General features: G+C 72.2%; 17 protein-coding genes. 8 read left to right on the top strand and 9 right to left on the bottom strand.

Features of this window, described 5'->3' with window-relative positions:
* Nucleotides 1–195 precede the first annotated feature (195 nt).
* The gene (locus ACWCXH_RS13245; protein WP_449801518.1) at nt 196–4347 is read right to left on the bottom strand and encodes an nSTAND1 domain-containing NTPase; all 4152 of its coding nucleotides are present in this window, start codon (nt 4345–4347) and stop codon (nt 196–198) included.
* Nucleotides 4348–4494: 147 nt separating this feature from the next.
* Here ACWCXH_RS13245 and ACWCXH_RS13240 point away from each other — a divergent pair, with 147 nt between their 5' ends.
* From ACWCXH_RS13240 to ACWCXH_RS13225, 4 genes are read left to right on the top strand one after another with little or no spacing between them, the layout of a single operon-like run.
* A complete protein-coding gene (locus ACWCXH_RS13240; RefSeq protein ID WP_449801517.1) occupies nt 4495–5112 on the top strand; it encodes a hypothetical protein in 618 nt (205 codons plus the stop codon).
* The gene (locus ACWCXH_RS13235; RefSeq protein ID WP_449801516.1) at nt 5075–6310 is read left to right on the top strand and encodes a cytochrome P450; all 1236 of its coding nucleotides are present in this window, start codon (nt 5075–5077) and stop codon (nt 6308–6310) included. Before ACWCXH_RS13240 ends, ACWCXH_RS13235 begins: the two co-directional genes overlap by 38 nt.
* Before the next feature lie 32 nt (nt 6311–6342).
* Nucleotides 6343–6537, top strand: a complete 195-nt coding sequence (locus ACWCXH_RS13230; protein WP_449801515.1) for a ferredoxin — start codon at nt 6343–6345, stop codon at nt 6535–6537.
* A 34-nt stretch (nt 6538–6571) separates the two neighbouring features.
* Nucleotides 6572–7759 (top strand): NAD(P)/FAD-dependent oxidoreductase, encoded by a 1188-nt coding sequence (locus ACWCXH_RS13225; protein ID WP_449801514.1) that lies wholly within the window; start codon nt 6572–6574, stop codon nt 7757–7759.
* Nucleotides 7760–7790: 31 nt separating this feature from the next.
* Here ACWCXH_RS13225 and ACWCXH_RS13220 read toward each other — a convergent pair whose 3' ends face one another.
* Nucleotides 7791–8417, bottom strand: a complete 627-nt coding sequence (locus ACWCXH_RS13220; protein WP_449801513.1) for a TetR family transcriptional regulator — start codon at nt 8415–8417, stop codon at nt 7791–7793.
* Nucleotides 8418–8522: 105 nt separating this feature from the next.
* Between ACWCXH_RS13220 and ACWCXH_RS13215 the strand changes: the two genes are divergently transcribed.
* Together ACWCXH_RS13215 and ACWCXH_RS13210 are read left to right on the top strand one after the other, a co-directional pair.
* Nucleotides 8523–8657: a hypothetical protein gene (locus ACWCXH_RS13215; protein ID WP_449801512.1), complete on the top strand. Its 135-nt coding sequence runs from the start codon at nt 8523–8525 to the stop codon at nt 8655–8657.
* 5 nt (nt 8658–8662) lie between these two features.
* Nucleotides 8663–8917 carry a CorA family divalent cation transporter gene (locus ACWCXH_RS13210; protein ID WP_449801511.1) on the top strand — a complete coding sequence of 85 codons (255 nt, stop codon included), beginning with the start codon at nt 8663–8665 and terminating at the stop codon, nt 8915–8917.
* Nucleotides 8918–8966: 49 nt separating this feature from the next.
* Here ACWCXH_RS13210 and ACWCXH_RS13205 read toward each other — a convergent pair whose 3' ends face one another.
* Genes ACWCXH_RS13205 through ACWCXH_RS13195 form a run of 3 tightly spaced genes read right to left on the bottom strand, consistent with a single transcriptional unit; the run spans nt 8967 to nt 11683 of the window.
* Entirely contained in the window at nt 8967–9803 is an 837-nt protein-coding gene (locus ACWCXH_RS13205; protein WP_449801510.1) for a class I SAM-dependent methyltransferase, read from the bottom strand.
* Nucleotides 9804–9863: 60 nt separating this feature from the next.
* On the bottom strand, nt 9864–10658 hold the full coding sequence (locus ACWCXH_RS13200) for a spermidine synthase (RefSeq protein ID WP_449801563.1): 795 nt from the start codon (nt 10656–10658) through the stop codon (nt 9864–9866).
* Between the two features lie 53 nt (nt 10659–10711).
* Complete coding sequence (locus tag ACWCXH_RS13195; protein WP_449801509.1) at nt 10712–11683, bottom strand: alpha/beta hydrolase; 972 nt, start codon at nt 11681–11683, stop codon at nt 10712–10714.
* 251 nt (nt 11684–11934) lie between these two features.
* Here ACWCXH_RS13195 and ACWCXH_RS13190 point away from each other — a divergent pair, with 251 nt between their 5' ends.
* On the top strand, nt 11935–13356 hold the full coding sequence (locus ACWCXH_RS13190) for a selenium-binding protein SBP56-related protein (RefSeq protein WP_449801508.1): 1422 nt from the start codon (nt 11935–11937) through the stop codon (nt 13354–13356).
* A 10-nt stretch (nt 13357–13366) separates the two neighbouring features.
* On the opposite strand, the gene ACWCXH_RS13185 is transcribed toward ACWCXH_RS13190, so the two are convergent.
* Nucleotides 13367–14617 (bottom strand): globin domain-containing protein, encoded by a 1251-nt coding sequence (locus tag ACWCXH_RS13185; protein WP_449801507.1) that lies wholly within the window; start codon nt 14615–14617, stop codon nt 13367–13369.
* Nucleotides 14618–14699: 82 nt separating this feature from the next.
* Nucleotides 14700–15617, bottom strand: a complete 918-nt coding sequence (locus ACWCXH_RS13180) for a helix-turn-helix transcriptional regulator (RefSeq protein WP_449801506.1) — start codon at nt 15615–15617, stop codon at nt 14700–14702.
* Nucleotides 15618–15789: 172 nt separating this feature from the next.
* On the opposite strand from ACWCXH_RS13180, the gene ACWCXH_RS13175 reads away from it, so the two are divergent.
* Entirely contained in the window at nt 15790–16887 is a 1098-nt protein-coding gene (locus ACWCXH_RS13175) for an NAD(P)-dependent alcohol dehydrogenase (RefSeq protein WP_449801505.1), read from the top strand.
* Between the two features lie 87 nt (nt 16888–16974).
* Here the strand turns inward: ACWCXH_RS13175 and ACWCXH_RS13170 are convergent, their stop codons facing one another.
* A complete protein-coding gene (locus ACWCXH_RS13170) occupies nt 16975–17547 on the bottom strand; it encodes a DUF6114 domain-containing protein (RefSeq protein WP_449801504.1) in 573 nt (190 codons plus the stop codon).
* On the bottom strand, nt 17547–18197 hold the full coding sequence (locus ACWCXH_RS13165) for a DUF6230 family protein (RefSeq protein ID WP_449801503.1): 651 nt from the start codon (nt 18195–18197) through the stop codon (nt 17547–17549). The genes ACWCXH_RS13170 and ACWCXH_RS13165 overlap by 1 nt, the downstream gene beginning before the upstream one ends.
* Nucleotides 18198–18374 lie beyond the last annotated feature (177 nt).

Raw genomic sequence — 18374 nt, 5'->3', positions numbered from 1 at the left:
GAGTGTGACCTCGTGCCGTCGCGGCCGCTAGCGGCGCGGAGATGCGCCGGGCGCCCTCTGCCTCGAATGGTCATCGAATCAGGTGCATGCCGCATCCGGAACTATCCGTGCGAACTACACCGCATGGCCGAGAGCCCGCACGGATCGGAAGCCGCCCGAGGGACCGATGGCGACCGTTCGCCTCGACGGCGTAAGTCAGCGCGGTTTCGAGTCAGGGCAAACCGAACCGACCGACTGTCCCGCAAGGTACGCCGCCCGTTCTTGCGGAGTGAGGTCGCGGCCGACGGCTCGACAGATTCTCTGGACTGCTCCGGCCGGCGGGGGAATGACGATGTTCCACAGGCGTGTGGTGTTGTCGCCGTTTCCGGTGGCGAGGGTGTGCCCGTCGGGACTGAACGCCACGGAGTTCACGCCCAGAGTTGCTCCGGTCAGGGTGAGTTGGCTCCTGCCCGTCATCACCCCCCACAGCCTCGCGGTGCTGTCGAAGCTTCCGGTGGCGAGGGTGCGGCCGTCGGGGGCGAACGCCACCGAGTTCACCCAGTTGGTGTGGCCGGTCAGGGTCGTGCGGGTGGCTCCGGTGGCGGTGTCCCACAGGCGCGCGGTGTTGTCGTGGCTCCCGGTGGCGAGGGTGTGTCCGTCAGGGGCGAACGCCACCGAGTTCACCGGGCCGGTGTGGCCGGTCAGGGTAGTGCGGGTGGCTCCGGTGGCCGTGTCCCACAGGCGCGCGGTCTCGTCGCTGCTTCCGGTGGCGAGGGTGCGCCCGTCGGGGCTGAACGCCATCGACCAGACCCCGTTGGTGTGGCCGACCAACGGTGTTCGAGCAGTACCGGTGGCCACGTCCCACAGGCGCACGACGGCACCGCTGGCAGTGGCGAGGGTATGCCCGTCCGGGCTGAAGGCCACCGCCAACACCGAGCTGGTTTGGGTGGGCAGTGCGGCGAGTTGGGTGCCGGTGTCGGTGTCCCACAGGCGCACGGTTCCGTCGCTGCTTCCGGTGGCGAGGGTGCGCCCGTCGGGGGTGAACGCCACCGAGTTCACCGGGCCGGTGTGGCCGGTCAGGGTGGCGCGGGTGGTGCCGGTGGCCGTGTCCCACAGACGCGCGGTGTTGTCCCAGCTTCCGGTGGCGAGGGTGCGTCCGTCGGGGCTGAACGCCACGGAGCTCACCGGGCCGGTGTGGCCGGTCAGGACGATGGTGGTCACGTCCCACAGTCGTACGGTTTCGTCGTCGCTTCCGGTGGCGAGGGTGCGCCCGTCGGGGCTGAACGCCGCCCCCCACACCGAGCCGGTGTGGCCGACCAACGTGGCGGATGGCGTGCCGGTGGCCGCGTCCCAAAGGCGCGCGGCCTCGTCGAGACTGCTGGTGGCGAGGGTATGTCCGTCGGGACTGAACACGACCGAGGTCACCGCGTTGGTGTGGCCGGCCAGGGTGGCGCGGACCGTTCCTGTGGTCACGTCCGACAGCCACACGCTTCCGTCACGACTGCCGGTGGCGAGGCTGTGTCCGTCGGGTGCGAACGCGATCGAGGTCACCGGGTTGGTGATCCCGGTCAGAGCGGTCCGCTGCGTGCCGGTGGCCACGTCCCACAGACGCACAGTACTGTCGAAACCTCCGGTGGCGAGGGTGTGCCCGTCGGGGCTGAACGCGACCGAGGCCACTGCGTCGGTGTGGCCGGTCAGGACGGTGCGGGTGGTGCCGGTGGCCGTGTCCCACAGGCGCGCGGTGTGGTCACCGCTTCCGGTGGCGACGGTGCGCCCGTCGGGAGCGAACGCGACCGAGCTCAGCGCGTCGGTGTGGCCGGTCAGGACGGTGCGGGTGGTGCCGGTGGCCGTGTCCCACAGGTGCGCGGTGTGGTCACCGCTTCCGGTGGCGACGGTGCGCCCGTCGGGAGCGAACGCGACCGAGGTCACCGCGTCGGTGTGGCCGGTCAGGGTGGCGCGGGTGGTGCCGGTGGCCGTGTCCCACAGGCGCGCGGTGTGGTCACCGCTTCCGGTGGCGAGGGTGCGTCCGTCGGGAGCGAACGCGACCGACTGCACCATCGCGGTGTGGCCGGTCAGGCGCCGCTGAAGCGGCAGGGCAGCGGCGTTGTCCAGGCTTTCGACGGATTCAGGAGTGTGGCTGGCGCGGTATGCCTGGACGGCCAGCAGTGAGGCGAGGTCAGGGTTCGTGCCGATGAGCGTGTCGGACTGGGTGGCGAGTTGCCGGGACAGGGCTGCTTGCTGCTCGGATACGGCTGTCCGCCATTGCCAGAGCGCCGCTCCTGCCGCGACGAGCACGAGGACGAGGATGCTGGCCAAGATCGTATTGAGGCGTCTGCTCCGCCGGATGACAGCCTGCTGGCGCTGCTTGCTGGCGGTCAGGAAGGTAGCGATATGGCCCGGTAGACGGCGCTGCTGTGACCATTCGAGGCCTTCAGCCAGTGCTGTTCCGCCCAGTAGGTCTCCGGGGTCGGCCCCCGCGACCCAACGTGCCCGCCGGTCACGGGTGTGTTCGAGCCATTCCTGGAAACGGTGATCCTGACTGACCCACTCACGCAGGGTGCCCCAGTCACGGATGAGCGCGTCATGGATCAGCTCCGCCACCGGCTCCCCGGCAGGGGCCTCGGGGTCTCCAAGGGTGCGGGGCGTGTGGGTGATGATGATGCGACGGCCTGTGAGAGCGGCGAGAACCTCGTCAACGGCTCTGTCGCCACCCGGTGCAGCGCTGGTGTCGGCTGCCAGGTCGCGCAGTTCTCGCAAGGGGACCTGTGCCCGGATGGCGGGAATCTGGTGACTCGGGTCGGCGGGTCGCACCAACGAGGTCAGGAGCCGCCGCGCGACGGGCCGGTGATCGGCGGGTAGCTGTTCGACGGCGGTGTCGCACCAGGTCGTCAGGCTTCCGGTGACTCCGCCGATGCGCCGGTAGGCGTCGTGGTTGAGATATCCGTCCTGGCGCCGTAGCCATAGCTGGCTGAGCGCCAGCTCCAACAGGGGCAGGACGGTGACGGGCGCCTGGCGGGTGGTAGCTCCCTCGGGGGTGGTGGCCAGGACGTCGGCGATGATCTGCTCGGGCAGCCCGGGCTGGAAGTGAGCGCCCACGTCCTGGGCAGGCAGGGTGATGATGTCACGCAGGTCGTCGCGGCTCAGGCTGCCCGGCACGTTGAGGAGCCCGGGCAGTGCCGCGTCCAGCAAGCTGGGTGCCAGGGAAGCCAGTTGGTGGTAGAAGTCGTCACGCATGATCAGGATCACCTGGAGCCGGGCGTCCGACTCGACCGCCGTGGTGATCTGCTCGATGGCGGCCAGACGGAGGTCCTTCTGCGCGCCGTTGGCGGGCTGGGCGAGGAGTTCCTCGAATTGGTCGATGGCCAGGACGATGCGTTGACGCGTCGGGTCGGCCGCGAGTCTGCGGGTGACGGCTGCGGCGACTCCGTCCGTGGCGACCCCGGACAGGCCGGCGCGTTCGAGTTCGGCCAGCAGGTCCTGCCTCGGCCTGGCAAGCACGGGCAACCAGCGGTCACTGCCCGGCAGTTCACCTGCGGCCAGCGCGGGCAGGACACCGGCCTGGATCAAGGATGACTTGCCGGAGCCGGACGGGCCGAGAAGGAGCGTCAGGCGCTGCTGCCGCGCCAGACTCGCCAGTACCTGCCGCACCGCGTCCTTCCGGCCCTCGAACCACCGGGCCTGTTCTGCGGTGAACGGCTCGAGTCCCCGGTACGGGCACACGTCTCGCTCGGCGAGGTCGGGCCAGATCTCGCGCAGTGTCTGCGCCGGTGTGACATAGGCGATGCCCAGTCCCTTCTGGTACGCGTCGGGGGCGGTGATCTCAGTGACCATTCCGATGACCAAACCGGTCACCTCGTCCAGGACCGGCCCACCACTGAACCCGGTGGTCAGGTCGTTGGCATCGGTCAACTGCAGAAGCGCGCCCCTGCCCTCGCCGGGCGGCAGCAGGTCACCGGCAACACCGAAGCCGAAGTGCCCGCCTTGTGGGGCCTGTGCGGGGAACCCGAACGACCGCACCCGGTGACTCGTGCAACCTGCCGCAGAGCCCAACGGCAGAGCCCGCGCTCCCATGGGCGTTCCGCTCAGCCGCACGATGGCGACATCGTCGCCTTCAGCGCCACGCCACGGCTCGCCCAGGACCTGCCCCTCGACCGCAGGTGCACCCGCGACGTGCGGGAAGACCAGCCGCACGCTGCCACCTGGCCCGCCTCCGGCGTCGCCCACGACGTGCGCGCAGGTGACCAGGACACCGTCGGCCACCAGGAAGCCGGCACCGACCACCTCACCGCCTGGTCCGAGGATCTGGGCCACGGCAGGGAGCAGTCCCGACGTGCGGTCGCTGTCCGGGCCCTTGCCTGCGATGCCCATCGCACCATCCTGAACTCTCGGCCGCGCGGGGGCGGCCCCAACGAGCCCGGGTGGTCACGGGTCGTCCAGCGGCCGCGCCGGCCCTACCCGGGTACAGCATTCGCCCAGGCCGATGCGCCTTTGAATCAAGGTCTGTACACATCCTGCATGGTCGACTCCACCATGCAGGAGGGGGAGCTCGCCACGCAAATGGACGACTCCGCCACGGAGTGTCATCAAGGGTGTGTCACGACGGCTTCACGGACAGTGCATCTTGACACTTGTGCCACTTTCTCTATTGTGGCAGTTGTGCCACTTTTCAGATTCCGGGGCGGTGTCCCGGGCCATCGCCTGATCCACATCGGCTATGCGGTGGCCGGGGCCTATTTCGGCTGGCGCTGGGCGTTCGTGGAGCACGGCCCCGCGTGGCAGCGCGCCCTGCACGCGCTGGCCCTGATGGCTGTGCTCGCCGCCCTGGCACAGGCAGTCAGATGGCAGCGCCGTCGCCGCAGGGGCCCGGCCGGACCGCTCCGGCTGCCGCTGCGAAACCTGATCCTGGGCAAGCTGCTGCTGGTCGTCCTGGCGCTCGGTGCCGGGCTCATCCTCGACCGGTGGACGCCGGACGCCCAACTGATCGTGGGAGCAGGCCTGTTCCTGGCAATCGCGCTCGGCGGGCCGGCCCTGCACCGGTGGCATGCCGCCATGCCCGCAGCCGTCCCGTCCCCCACCGAAACCGCTGGAGGAATCCATGACCGACACCGCCGTCAACCGGGCATTCCCGAGTGACCTGCCAGGCCTGCCCAGGCAGCGCGGCTGCCCCTTCGACCCAGCGCCCGAGTACGCGCGGCTGCGCGAGCAGGATCCGATCAGCCGGATCTCCTTCCCCGGCGGCGGATCCGGCTGGCTGGCCACCCGGTACGAGGACGTCCGCGCGATACTGGCCGACCCCAGGTTCAGCTCACGGCTGAGCACCGCGGCGCCACACGTCCGCCCCGCGCCGGCGGCCCTGCCCGAGCAGCCACTCCCGGGCGCACTGCTGCGCCTGGACGAACCGGAACACGCACGCTACCGGCGCCCGGTCATGCGGGCGTTCACCGTCAAGCGCGTCCAGCGGCTTCGGCCGCGGATCCAGCAGATCGTCGACGAGCGCCTGGACGCGATGGAACGGGCCGGCGGTCCGGTCGACCTGGTCGCCGAACTCGCTCTGCCGGTCACCTCGTTGGTCATCTGCGAACTGCTCGGCGTCGACTACGACGACCGCGACACCTTCCACAGCCTGGCCGGCCGACTGCTGGCCATCGAAACCTCGCCCGAGCAGGCACAGCAGGCCAGGGCGGAACTCGCCTCCTTCCTCGCCGCCCTGGTCGCCGCCAAGCGCGAGCAGCCGGGTGACGACCTGCTCAGCACCCTGATCGCCGAGGCCGACGCCGATCCGGACAGCCCGCTGACCGACATCGCAGTCACCGTCCTGGGCTCGCTGCTGCTGATCGCCGGTCACGAGACCACCGCCAACATGATCGCGCTCGGCACCCTGACGCTGCTGGAGCACCCCGACCAGCTCGCCGCCCTCCGCGGGGACCCGGCCCTGGCCGACCGCGCGGTCGAGGAACTGCTGCGCCATCTGACGATCATCCAGTTCGGCCTGGTCCGGGTGGCGGCCGAGGACCTCACCCTCCACGGCCAGTCGATCAAGGCCGGCGAGTACGTCGTGGCCGCACTGCCCTCGGCCAACCGCGACCCCGGCCTCGGCATCACGGACCCGGACCGGCTGGACATCACCCGCGACCCCGCCGCCCACGTCGCCTTCGGCTACGGACCCCACCAGTGCCTGGGCCAGCAACTCGCCCGCGCCGAACTCCAGATCACCCTCACCTCGCTGTTCGCCCGCTTCCCGGGCCTGCGACCGGCCGTCCCGGCCGACCAGGTGCCGTTCCGCAACGACATGATCATCTACGGCCTGCACCAGCTGCCCGTCACCTGGTGAACCACGCCCCGACCCCCCGGCAAGGACACCCCATGCACATCACCCTCGACCAGGACCGCTGCTGCGGCGCGGGCACCTGCGTCATGACCGCTCCCGAGGTCTTCGACCAGCGCGACGACGGCATCGCCGTCCTCCTCGACCCCAACCCGCCCACACACCTGGCCACTTCGGTCCAAGACGCGGCCGCCCGCTGCCCCGCCGCCGCCATCCGGGTGGAGGCTCGGTGAGCGAGCACACCCCGGCACCCCGCGAGGCCGGCGCATGAACACCGCGCTGCGCCGCGTGGTCGTGGTCGGCGCCTGCGCCGCCGGGCTCACGGCGGCGGAAACACTCCGTCGCGAGGGCTACCACGGCCGACTGACCCTCCTCGGCGAGGAACCCCACCTCCCGTACGACAGACCGCCGTTGTCCAAGCAGATCCTGGCCGGCGACTGGCAGCCGACCGCCTCGGCCCTGCGCGGCCCGGACGACTACGCGCGGCTCGATCTCGACCTGCGGCCCGGCCGCCGGGCCGTAGCACTCGACCCCGACCGGCGCGGTGTCCGACTCGACGACGGCACAAGCCTCGACTACGACGGGCTGGTCATCGCCACCGGTGTCACGCCCCGCCGGCTGCCCACCGGGCACGACCTCGACGGCGTCCACGTCCTGCGCACCCTGGACGACGCCCTGCGCCTGCGCCGACACCTGCTGCGCCGGCCCACGCTCGCCGTCGTCGGCGGCGGGTTCACCGGCGCCGAGGTCGCCGCCACCGCCCGCACCCTCGGCCTGGAGACCACCCTGATCTGCCAGGGCCCCTCGCCGCTCGCCGAACGCCTCGGCCCCGACCTGGGCCGCACGGTGGCCCAGCTCCACACCGACCACGGCGTACGGCTGCGCACCGGCGTCCGCGTCACCTCCCTGATCGGGTCACACGGGCAGGTGGCGGGGCTGCAACTGACCGACGGCTCCCTGGTGGAAGCCGACGCCGTGGTGGTGGCCATCGGCTCGACACCCGCCACCGACTGGCTGCGCGGCAGCGGCCTGCGCATCGGCGACGGCGTGCTCTGCGACGCCTACTGCCAAGCCGCGCCGGGCGTTTACGCCGCCGGGGACGTCGCCCGCTGGTACCACCCGCGCCTCGGCAGCACCCTGCGGCTGGAGCACCGTACCAACGCCGCCGAGCAGGCCATCGCCGCAGCACGCAACCTGCTCGGCGCCCACGAACCGTACGCACCGCTCCCCTACTTCTGGAGCGACCAGTACGACGCCAGGATCCAGGCGTACGGGACGTGCGCCGGCGACACGAGGATCGAGGTGGTGCACGGGGACCCGGAGGAACGTTCCTTCGTCGCCCTCTACCGCACGCAGGGCCGTGTCACCGGCGCGCTCGGATGGAACAGCCCCCGGGCGCTGCGCTCCCACCTCGCGGCCCTCACCCGGCCCGACCCGGCGGCCCAGGCCGGCTGACCGGCGGTGGCCAGGGGCGGGCGCGCAACCGTCACAGGTCCGCGCTCGCCTCGGCCAGCACCGCGAACGCGCTCGGCAGCAACCGGGCGAAGGCGCCGACCGGCACCTCCTCGGCCTTGCGCCGCTCCCGCACCGTACGAACCACCGCACGCACCGCCGACATCGCCGACATCGCCACCACGGCAGCCCGCAGATCCGCATCGGGGCCGGGCGGCAACCGCTCCATGAGCAGCTTGGTGAGCCGGCTCTCCAACTGCACGAAGGCGTACACCAGCCGGTCCGTCACCAACGCCTCCGCACCCTCGATCGGATGGGCCAGCGCGACCAGGGTGGTCTGCGGGGCACTGGCCACCGCCGCCAGCACCGCCTCGCGCAACGCGACCAACGCTGGTTCCTCGAGCGGGCGGCAGGCCAGCTCGTGCACCATCCGGTCGAACGACTCCGCGAGATCCGGCAGCAGCAGGTCCTCCTTGCTGTCGAAGTAGCGGAAGAACGTCCGCGGCGACACCCCGGCCGCCTCGACGATCTCCGCGACCGTCGTCTCGGCGAACCCGCGCTCGGCGAACAGCCGCGCGGCCGCGGCACGCAGCGCCTCCCGGGTCTCGGCCTTCTTGCGTTCCCGCAGCCCAGCGGAAGGGGTGCCATCGGATCGAGCCATGCCAGAACAGTACGCGAGATGACCGCTACGCCGGTCGGCGCATACGGCCGAAGCGGGCTGTACGTCCGCCCTCGTCCCCTCGTCCCCTCGTCCCCTCGTCGCCTCATGACCCTGCTCGACATGGTGCCCGGGATCGACGTGGTCGGCGGCGCCGCCAACGGTGAGGAGGCCATCGCGCGCACGAGGTCGCCGCCCAGCGTGATCTCCTGGCCACCGTCCTGGAGGCGAACATCGCGGTGATCTCCGTGGAGCAGAACAAGATCAATCTCCGGCAGAGCGCCACGATGGAACGGCTCACGATCATCGCGACCGTGTTCCTCCCGCTGTCCTTCGTGGTCGGCTTCTTCGGGCAGAACTTCGACTGGCTGGTCAGCCACATCAGTGGCCTGACGGCGTTTCTCACGCTCAGCACCGTCGGGCTACTGCTGCCGTGCCTGGTGCTCTACCTCTGGCTGCGCCGCCGACGCAGCCAGACGGCACCGCCGACGCCCGGGGCCTGAAGCCGACGATTGGTTCATCCGTGATTCCCGGTTTCCCCCCGCGCCCCGTCTACGGCCGTTCAGGCTGCCCGGCGAACTCCACGACGGTGACCGAGGGACGACGGCCGGCCACCGGCGGAATGGTGAGCGCGAGCGGCAGCAGGGCGCCGACCAGCCCACGCCCGCCGACAGGCCGGACGTCCCGCACGGCGGCCACCGCCGGACTGGCGGTGCGGAGCTTGTCCCGCTCACCCGCGTCCATCGCCCACGGCATCGGCGGAACCCGGTAGCCGCGGGTGCGCATCCTGCCGCTCAGGGTGCGACGGCCGAACCAGCGCGGCACGGCGTCCAGCACCAGCGAGCCACCCGGGAACCGGTCGGCGCAGCCCGCGATCAGCTCCCGCGCCTGGACCGGGCGCAGGTACATCACCAGGCCCTGCGCGGTGACCAGTACCGCACGGCTGCGATCGACCTCGTCGGCCCAGCCCAGCTCGGTGGCATCAGCGGCCAGACAGCGCTGCCGCGGCCCGGGGGGCAGCAACTGCTCGCGCAGCGCCACCACCTCGGGCAGGTCGACGGTGAGCCACTGGGCTCGCCCGTTGTCCACCCGCCAGTACTGGGTCTCCAGCCCCTCCCCCAGGCAGACGACGGTGCCGCGTGGGTGCCGGGCGAGGAAGTCGGCGACCTCGCGGTCGAAACAAGCCGCCCGCAGCGCCTGGAGCTGTGCGACCGCCGCATGGTGCCCGAACCGCTCCTCGAACGGGAAGTCGATCCGCCCGACCAGCTCGACCGCCTTCGGATCGTGCAGGACGGAGTCCGGCCGCCGGGCCTCCACCGCCCGGTGCCACAGCGTCCACAGCGCCGTCTCCGGCACCTCCCCCAACTCCGGCCGCGCCGCGCCGCCCATCGCACACTCCCTTTGCCGTACTCCCCGTCGAACCCGCCGATTCTGACACCCTGGCGTCCCTCACCCGACGCTGAACGCGCCGTCCGGGGGTGGTGGGGAGTCGGTGGCGTCGGCGTCGGTGACCGGGGGTGTGCGGCCGACGAGGGCGGCCAGGTCGGCGCCCTCGGTGAGGCGGGCCGGGAAGACGTCGGCGGCCAGGGACCGGGACAGTTCCGCGACCGGCAGCGGGACGGTCGAGCCGGCCAGCAGGATGTTGCCGTACCGGCGGCCGCGCAGCACCGGGGCCTCGGCGATCAGGCAGACCTCGGGGAACACCGCGCGCAGCGTCGCCGCCTGGGCCCGGGCGAAGGCGAGCGGCGGGCCGTCGGCGAGGTTGGCCGCGTAGCAGCCGCCGGGGCGCAGCGCGGCGGCGGCCAGGCCGACGAACTCCACCGACGTGAGGTGCGCGGGCGTGCGCGAGCCGTGGAAGACGTCGGCGATGACGAGGTCCAGCGAGCCGCCCGGCACCTCGGCGAGGGCGGCGCGGGCGTCGCCGACCGTCGCCGTGATGTCGACACCGGGCCCCTGCCACGGCAGGTGCTCCTCGACGAGGGCGAGCAGTGGGCCGTCCACCTCCACCACGTGCTGCCGCGACCCGGGGCGGGTCGCGGCGACGTACCGGGGCACGGTGAGCGCCCCGCCGCCGAGGTGCAGCACGTCGAGGGGCCGCCCGGCGGGGGCGAGCGCGTCGGCGAGGTGGCCGAGGCGGCGGGTGTACTCGAACTCCAGGTGGGTGGGGTCGGCGAGGTCGACGTACGACTGCGGGGTGCCGTCGAGGGTGAGCAGCCAGCCGCCGTCGCGGTCGATGTCGGGCATGAGCTTGGCGAACCCGAGGTCGGTCGCCCGCCCCACCGGCACCGGTTCGTCCGTCACGCGCGTTCCCCGGCCCGTACGGACGGGAAGTAGACGGCGAGCCAGCGGTCCAGCTCGTCGAAGACCCGGGTGCGGGCGGCCTCGCCGGACAGGACGAGGTCGTGCATGCCGCCCTTGATCCGGACGACGGTGACGTGCCGGCCGAGGTGCGGGCCCTGCGCGGCGATGTCGTCGGCGCGCAGCACGGCGTCGGCGTGGTGCAGGGCGTTGTGCCACTTGGTGGTGGAGATCGAGGCGGTGGAGGCCATCAGGAGCACGGGCACGTCGATGCCGAGCCCGCGCCGCACCTGCCGGTGACCCTGGTGGATGGCCGCGAGCCAGCCGGCGAAGAGCGGGAAGCCCTCGGGCCGCTTGAGCCGCAGGTCGAACTCCCACTCGCCGCGGTGGTCCTTGTGGAGGCTGTGCGTGTAGTGCGGGTTCAGCCCGGTCGGCAGCACGCGCGTCGGAGCGACGCGGGCGATCGCCGCGACGGCCGGCCCGCCGACCGTCACCACGGCGGCCGAGGCCGGCATGGACAGGAACGGGCTGTTCAGGAACACCCCGTCGACCAGCCCGTGCCCGGCCCGCCGCCCGGCCCACAGCGCGCCGACGAGCCCGCCGGTGGAGTGCCCGTTCAGCAGCACCTGCCGGTGCCCGTCCACCTCGCGGACGATCCGCACCGCCTCGTCGATCTCCTCGTCGTACTCAGCGAGGTCGCGCACGAAGTTCGGCGACTGGTGCGGCCGCAGCGAGCGCCCGTACTTGCGCAGGTCGAGCGCGTAGAAGGAGAACCCGAGCGCGACGAAGTGGTCGGCGAGGTTGGTCTGGAAGAAGTAGTCGTTGTACCCGTGGATGTACAGCACGGCCTTCCGCGAGTCCGGGACGAGCCGGCGCACGAGCGTCGCGCAGACCTCCCCCTCGTCGTCCCGCCGCAACGGCAGCTCGACCGCCTCGTAAGGGGCACCCAGGATGTCTTCCCGAAACTCCATCACTCCGCCGCACCTATCCGCACTCGGGCCCGCCGCAGCAGGTCTCCACCGTTCCTTCCCGAGCCCGACCATACCGGCCGGTATCCCCGCCCCGCTCGGCGGTGCCCACCCGGCGGGTGACCGCCGGGTCCCGGATCGCCGCACCACCGGCCCGCTCCCCGTGCGCCTGCAGTGCGCCGGTGGGGGTGTGGAACGCTACCCGGACGCGCGTCACTTCCCGTGGTTGACAGGCGAGTTGAGGAGTTCTGCAGATGGCGCAGGGTGAGGGTTCGATGGTGGGGCACACCGATCCGTCGTTGTACCGGTCGGCGGCGGAGGCGATGGCGGCGCCGGCGGAGACGTTGGCGTACGTCGCCGGGTTCGACCGGGCGGGGCGGCGGCCGGACGCGCTGCTGACGGTGGACGTCGACCCGGGGTCGGCGAGCTACGGGAGAGTACTGAACTTCGCCGAACTGCCCACCCTCGGGGACGAGTTGCACCACTTCGGGTGGAACGCGTGCTCCAGTGCGCTGGCCCACGCGTGCCACGAGAACCCGGAGCGGCGGTACCTGCTGCTGCCCGGGTTGCGGTCGTCGCGGGTGCACGTGATGGACACCCGGCCGGATCCGGTGCGGCCGCGATTGGTGAAGACGGTCGAGGCGGCGGAGCTGGCGGCCCGGGCGGGGTACTCGCGGCCGCACACGCTGCACTGCGGGCCGGACGGGGTGTTCCTGTCCTGCCTCGGGGCCGGGGACGGGACGGACGGGCCGGGCGGGGTGGCGCTGCTCGACCACACCACCTTCGACGTGCTCCGCGCGTGGGAGACCGAGCGCGGTCCGCAGCACCTCGCGTACGACGTGTGGTGGCACCTCGGGACGAACGTGGGCGTCACCAGTGAGTGGGGCACGCCGTGGATGGTCGAGGACGGGGTGGTGCCGGAGCTGCTGCTCGGGCGCAAGTACGGGCACGCGCTGCACTTCTGGGAGCTGGACTCGGGGCGGCACCTCCAGCGGGTCGACTTCGGCGACCAGTACCAGATGGTCCTGGAGCTGCGCCCGGCACACGACCCGCAGGCGGAGTGGGGCTTCGCGGGCGTGGTGGCGAGTGTCGAGGACCTGTCGTCCTCCGTGTGGCTCTGGTACCGGGACGGGCCGGCCTTCACCGCGCGCAAGGTGATCGACATCCCCGCCGAGGCCGCCAAGACCGAGGACCTGCCGCCCGCGCTCCAGCCGTTCGGCGCGGTGCCGCCGCTGGTCACCGACATCAACCTGTCGGTCGACGACCGCTGGCTGTACGTGTCGGCGTGGGGCACCGGCGAGCTGTTCCAGTTCGACGTGTCCGACCCGTTCCACCCGCGGAAGACCGCCTCGGTGCGCCTCGGCGGGGTCATCGCCCGCACCCCGCACCCGGCCGAGCCGCAGCGGCCGCTGAGCGGGGCGCCGCAGATGGTCGAGATCAGCCGGGACGGACGGCGGCTCTACCTCACCAACTCGCTGTACGGCGCGTGGGACGACCAGTTCTACCCGGACGGCATCGAGCCGTGGATCGTCAAGCTGGACGCGGACACCGAGGCGGGCGGGCTGACCGTGGACGAGCGGTTCTTCCCGCACGGCGAGGAGTTCCGCGGGCTGCGGGTGCACCAGACCCACCTCGCGGGCGGCGACGCGTCCTCCGACTCGTATTGCCACCGCTGATCGGGAGGCGCTACCGGTAGCCGCCGCCCGGGGTGAGCACCTGGTCGTGGCGGATCCGGGCCGCGGGAAGTCCGGTCGCGACCAGTCCGGCGCGGACGGCGGCCACCATGGCGGCCGGCCCGCTGACGCAGGCCAGGTGTTCGCTCCAGTCGCCGGCGCCCGACAGCGCGTCGGTGAGCCGCCGCCCGGACGGCCCGGCCGTCACCGGGGTGATCTCCAACCACGGCTTGTGGCAGCCGAGTTCGGCAAGGGCCGGCCAGTCGTAGAAGCCGGCCCGGTCCCGCGCGGCGACGAACAGGTGGACCCGCCGGCCGCGCGGGCGGTGTCCGGCCAGCTGCTCGACGATCGCCTTCATCGGCGCGAGGCCGGTGCCTCCGGCGACCAGGAGGAGGTCGCGGTCGTCCTCGGCGGGCAGCAGGGTGCCGCGCGGCGGGCCGAGGCGCAGCGTGTCGCCGACGGCGGTGCGCTCGACGAGCGCGGCGCTGACCCCGCCGGGGCCGGTGCGGCGGACGTGGAACTCCACCTCGTTGTCGGCGCGCGGTGCGCAGCCCATCGAGTACTGCCGCCAGGTGTGCGGCAGCAGCGGGTGCTCGACGGTGCCGTACTGCCCGGCGCGGTACGGGTAGGGCTCGCCGGTGCGCACGCGCAGGACGGCGAGGTCGGGGCGGCGGCGGTCGTGGCCGGTCACCACGGCGTGCCAGTACGGGGGTTCGGTGAGCGCGGAGTCGGCGCCGGCCGTCATCGCGTCGACGGCGAAGCGCAGCATCCGGATCCAGGCCTCCTCCAGCTCCGCGCTCCACCGGGTGCCCGCTCGGTGGCGCAGGGCCTCGCACAGGGCCTCTTCGAAGGCCTCGTAGTGCACCGGCCGGACACCCAGCTTTCGGTGGTCGCGGCCGAGTTGACGGAGCATCATCTGGAGCTCAGCCGGCCGGTGGAGGTGGTCGACGAGGTGTCGGAAGATCCGCTCCAGGTGGGCCCGCTGGAACTCCATGGAGGCGGGGAACAGCGGCCGCAGGTAGGGGCGGCGGTGGAACATGACGGCGTAGAGGCGGTCGATCAGGCCGGCGAGCGGCTCGACGAGCGGGAGGTCGCGCCGGATCAGGCGCTGGTCGGCGTCGCCGTCGTACCCGCAGGCCTCGGCGTCCGGTTCCAACGGCGCCGAAGGGGTGAGGAGTTGACGCCGGAGGCGCATCGCGTGGTGGCGTGCGATCAGCCGGTCGTATTCGGCGGTGGTGGTCGTGGGACTGCTGCTGCTCTCCATAACCCGCCCAGTCAACGGCCTGGCACGGCCCGGCAGGAAGGGCCGATGGCCCCGGGCGCACCCAGGACCATCGGACCGGGCGTCAGCCCTTGGGCTCCGACCGGGCCTCCCGTCCCTCGCCGACGGGCCGGGGTTCCGCCTCGGCCGTTGCCGCGAGCTCCGTCGCCGCCCAACTCGCCAGCAGGCGCAGGGATTCGGCCGACGGGGAGCCGGGCTCGGCGTGGTAGGCGACGAGGACCTGCTCGGAATCGTCACCGGCCGGGCGCAGCGTCTCGTACTGGAGGCTGAGCCGACCGACCACCGGGTGGTGCAGCTCCTTGGTGCCGTGGCCCTTGTCCTGAATGCCGTGCGCGGCCCACAGGCGGCGGAAGTCCGCGCTCTTGACGGAGAGTTCACCGATCAGCGAGGCGAGCCCGGGATCGTCCGGGTCACGGCCGGCCTCGAACCGCAGGAGGCCGGTGACGTCGCTGGCCTTGCCCTCCCAGTCGTCGTACAGCTCGCGGGCGGCCGGGTCGAGGAAAACCTGCCAGGCGATGTTGCGCTGCTCGGGCGGCATCGCGCCGAAGTCTCCGAGCAGGGCGGTGCCGAGCCGGTTCCAGGCGATGATGTCGAGGCGCCGGCCGAGGACGTACGCGGGCACGCCCTCCATCGCGTCGAGGAGCTGCTGGAGCGCGGGCCGGACCTGCTGGATCCGGGCGGCGGCGCGGCCGGAGCGGCGGCGGGCGGGCTTGGTGAGCCGGCCGAGGTGGTCGCGCTCGGCCGGGCCGAGTCGAAGGGCGCGGGCGATGGCGTCCAGGACGGCGGTGGAGACGCTCTCGCCGTGGCCCTGTTCGAGCCGCGTGTAGTAGGCGGTGCTGACCCCGGCGAGCTGGGCCAGCTCCTCACGGCGCAGGCCCGGTACCCGGCGGCGGGTGCCGAGGTCGGGCAGGCCCACGTCCTCGGGCCGCAGCCGGGCGCGGCGGGATCGGAGGAACTCGCTGAGTTCGGTGCGCTGGTCCATGCCAGCAGTATGCGGGCGATCGGCCGCCCGGGGGCGTGCGAGGGTGATACTGCCGTGCGTAGGTTGTGCTCTCCTACGTTCGGCCCGCGTACGTTCAGGCTTCGTACACCCGGGTTGCGTACGTTGATCGTTGGTCTGGTTGGCCCGGCCGGACGGACGCAGCCTTGAGGACATGACGAACACGGGCATCACGAACGACACGCACGACTCGGCGCAGGGCGCCACCCGCACCGTCGCCGCCTACGCGGCGCTCACCCCGAACTCCCCGCTGCAGAAGACCACCGTCGAGCACCGGGCGGTCGGCGAGCACGACATCGTGATCGACATCAGGTTCGCCGGCATCTGCCACTCCGACATCCACCAGGTCTGCGAGGACTGGGGCACCGGCATCTTCCCGATGGTGCCGGGCCACGAGATCGCCGGCATCGTGAGCGAGGTCGGCCCCGGCGTCACCAGGTGGAAGGTCGGCGACCGCGTCGGCGTCGGCTGCTTCGTCGACTCCTGCCGCGAGTGCGACAACTGCAAGGCCGGCCTGCAGCAGTACTGCACCGGAGAGGGCGGCGCCACCTTCACCTACAACGGTGTCGGCCGCGACGGCCGGCCCACCTACGGCGGCTACGCCAGGGAACTGGTCGTCGACGAGGGGTACGCGCTGCGCATCCCCGACAGCCTGCCGCTCGACGCAGCCGCGCCGCTGCTGTGCGCGGGCATCACCCTGTACTCGCCGCTCACCCACTGGGGCGCGGGCCCGGGCAAGAAGGTGGCGGTCGTCGGCCTCGGCGGCCTCGGCCACATGGGCGTGAAGATCGCCCACGCCATGGGCGCGGAGGTCACCGTGCTCAGCCAGTCGCTGCGCAAGCGCGAGGACGGGCTGGAGCTCGGCGCCGACGACTACCGGGCCACCTCGGACCCGGTCACCTTCACCGAGCTGGCGGGCCGCTTCGACCTGATCGTCAACACCGTCTCGGCCGACCTCGACCTCAGCGCCTACCTCGGGCTCCTGCGCGTCGACGGCACGATGGTCCAGCTCGGCGCACCGGAGAAGCCCGTCACGGTGAACGCGCACGCGCTGCTCACCGGCCGCCGCTCGCTCGCGGGCTCCATGATCGGCGGGCTGCCGGAGACCCAGGAGATGCTGGACTTCTGCGGCGAGCACGGCATCACCGCGGAGATCGAGCTGATCCGCGCGGACCAGATCAACGAGGCGTACGAGCGGGTGCAGGCGAGCGACGTCCGGTACCGGTTCGTGATCGACGTCGCGACCATCTGATCGCAGACCGTGGACGCCGAGTGACGCCCCGCCCTCGGTGCTCTCCCGACACCGGGGGCGGGGCGCTGTCGTCACGCTCCGGTTCCGTCACGCACCGGCCGGACCGGCCGCCTTGCCGCCTGCCGCGCGCCGTTGCGCCCTGCGCTGCTCGCGCCGGGCCCGGCCGCGCCGCAGGGGCTGGTCGGGCACCCAGCCGAAGGTGACGCAGGCGCCGATCACGCCGAGCAGCATCCCGAACAGGAAGCCGCCCAGGTTGGACGTCAGCCAGCTGGCCAGCGACGCGAGCACGGCCATGATCGAGTAGAACAGCCGCTGCGCCGGGTTGAAGACGATCAGCACACCGCAGAGCACCATCACCGCCGGCACGAGGTAGCCGGCCATCCCCTGCATCCCGATGTGCAGGACGACCGGCAGCGGCGCCCGCAGGGTGAAGAGGACCTCGGCGCCCCCGAGCGTCACCAGCAGGCCGCCCCAGAACGGTCGCCGCCCCCGCCAGTCGCGCCGGACCGGCCGGGTGTGCGCGACGGCTGCCGCGGCCCCGGTGGTCGGTGCGGACCCGGGGCCGGGCGCGGGATCGGCGCCCGCTTCAGCGGGGGTGGGAGCCGTCCCCTCGGCCCCTCCCCCTCCGGCACCGGCGGGCGGCGGTGTGGGCTCCGCCATCAGCAGCCCTTCGAGCTGAAGCTCAGCTTCAGGTGCGGCAGCTTGAAAACGGCCGCGGTGCTGGCGTAGTTGTGCTGGTTCACGTTCACCATGTCGACGGTGTCGGCCTGCTGGCCGAAGACGCCCGGCTTCCCCTTGACCCCGGCCTTGGTGTACTCGCTGGCGTCTCCGCCGATCTCGATGTTGGTGAACGAGGCGTCGCCGGACAGCAGGTCGGAGTCGGTGGTGAGGTCCTGCGCGGTGACCGGGGTTCCGGCGTCACCCGCGTGGATCACCAGGTTGACGCCGCCGAGGTCGACGCTCTGGCAGAGGTTGGTGATCTCTGCCTTCTTGATCGCCGACACCGCGACCAGCACCTGGCCACCGGTGTGCCCCTGGTTGGGGCTGTTCTTGATCATGTGGTCGAGGCTCCCGAACTGCTCGAAGCCGTCGCCCTTCAATCGGTCGGCGGTGATCGTGAACGGCATGCCGGAGATCGAGAACTGCGCGGCGAGCACGCCCTGCGCGGTGAGCGTCATCAGCACGCCGCCCGCGATGACGGCCGGGACGGCCATCAGGGCGGTGCGCTTCAGCCGGACGCGTCCTCTTCCGGGCCCGGCCGGTGTGTCGGGTGCCTCCGCCGTGGCGGCGGCGTCCTCGGACATGGCCATGTGTGCTCCCTGGAGTGGGTTGGGATGGGCAGGCACTGGCACGTTGTCCTGGCGCGGACAGCGTTCCGCGGCCGGCTGGTCGGCCACCCCTCGGCAGCGGGGCGGAACCGGTCGGACCGCGGTTGGAGCAACCGAGAAGCTACTGCCCGGTATTCGCCCGGTCAATAGAAGTGCACG

It is taken from the genome of Kitasatospora sp. NPDC001660, from assembly GCF_053596725.1.
Note: the sequence above shows the minus strand (reverse complement) of the source record. Positions and strands in the feature narration are given on the sequence as shown.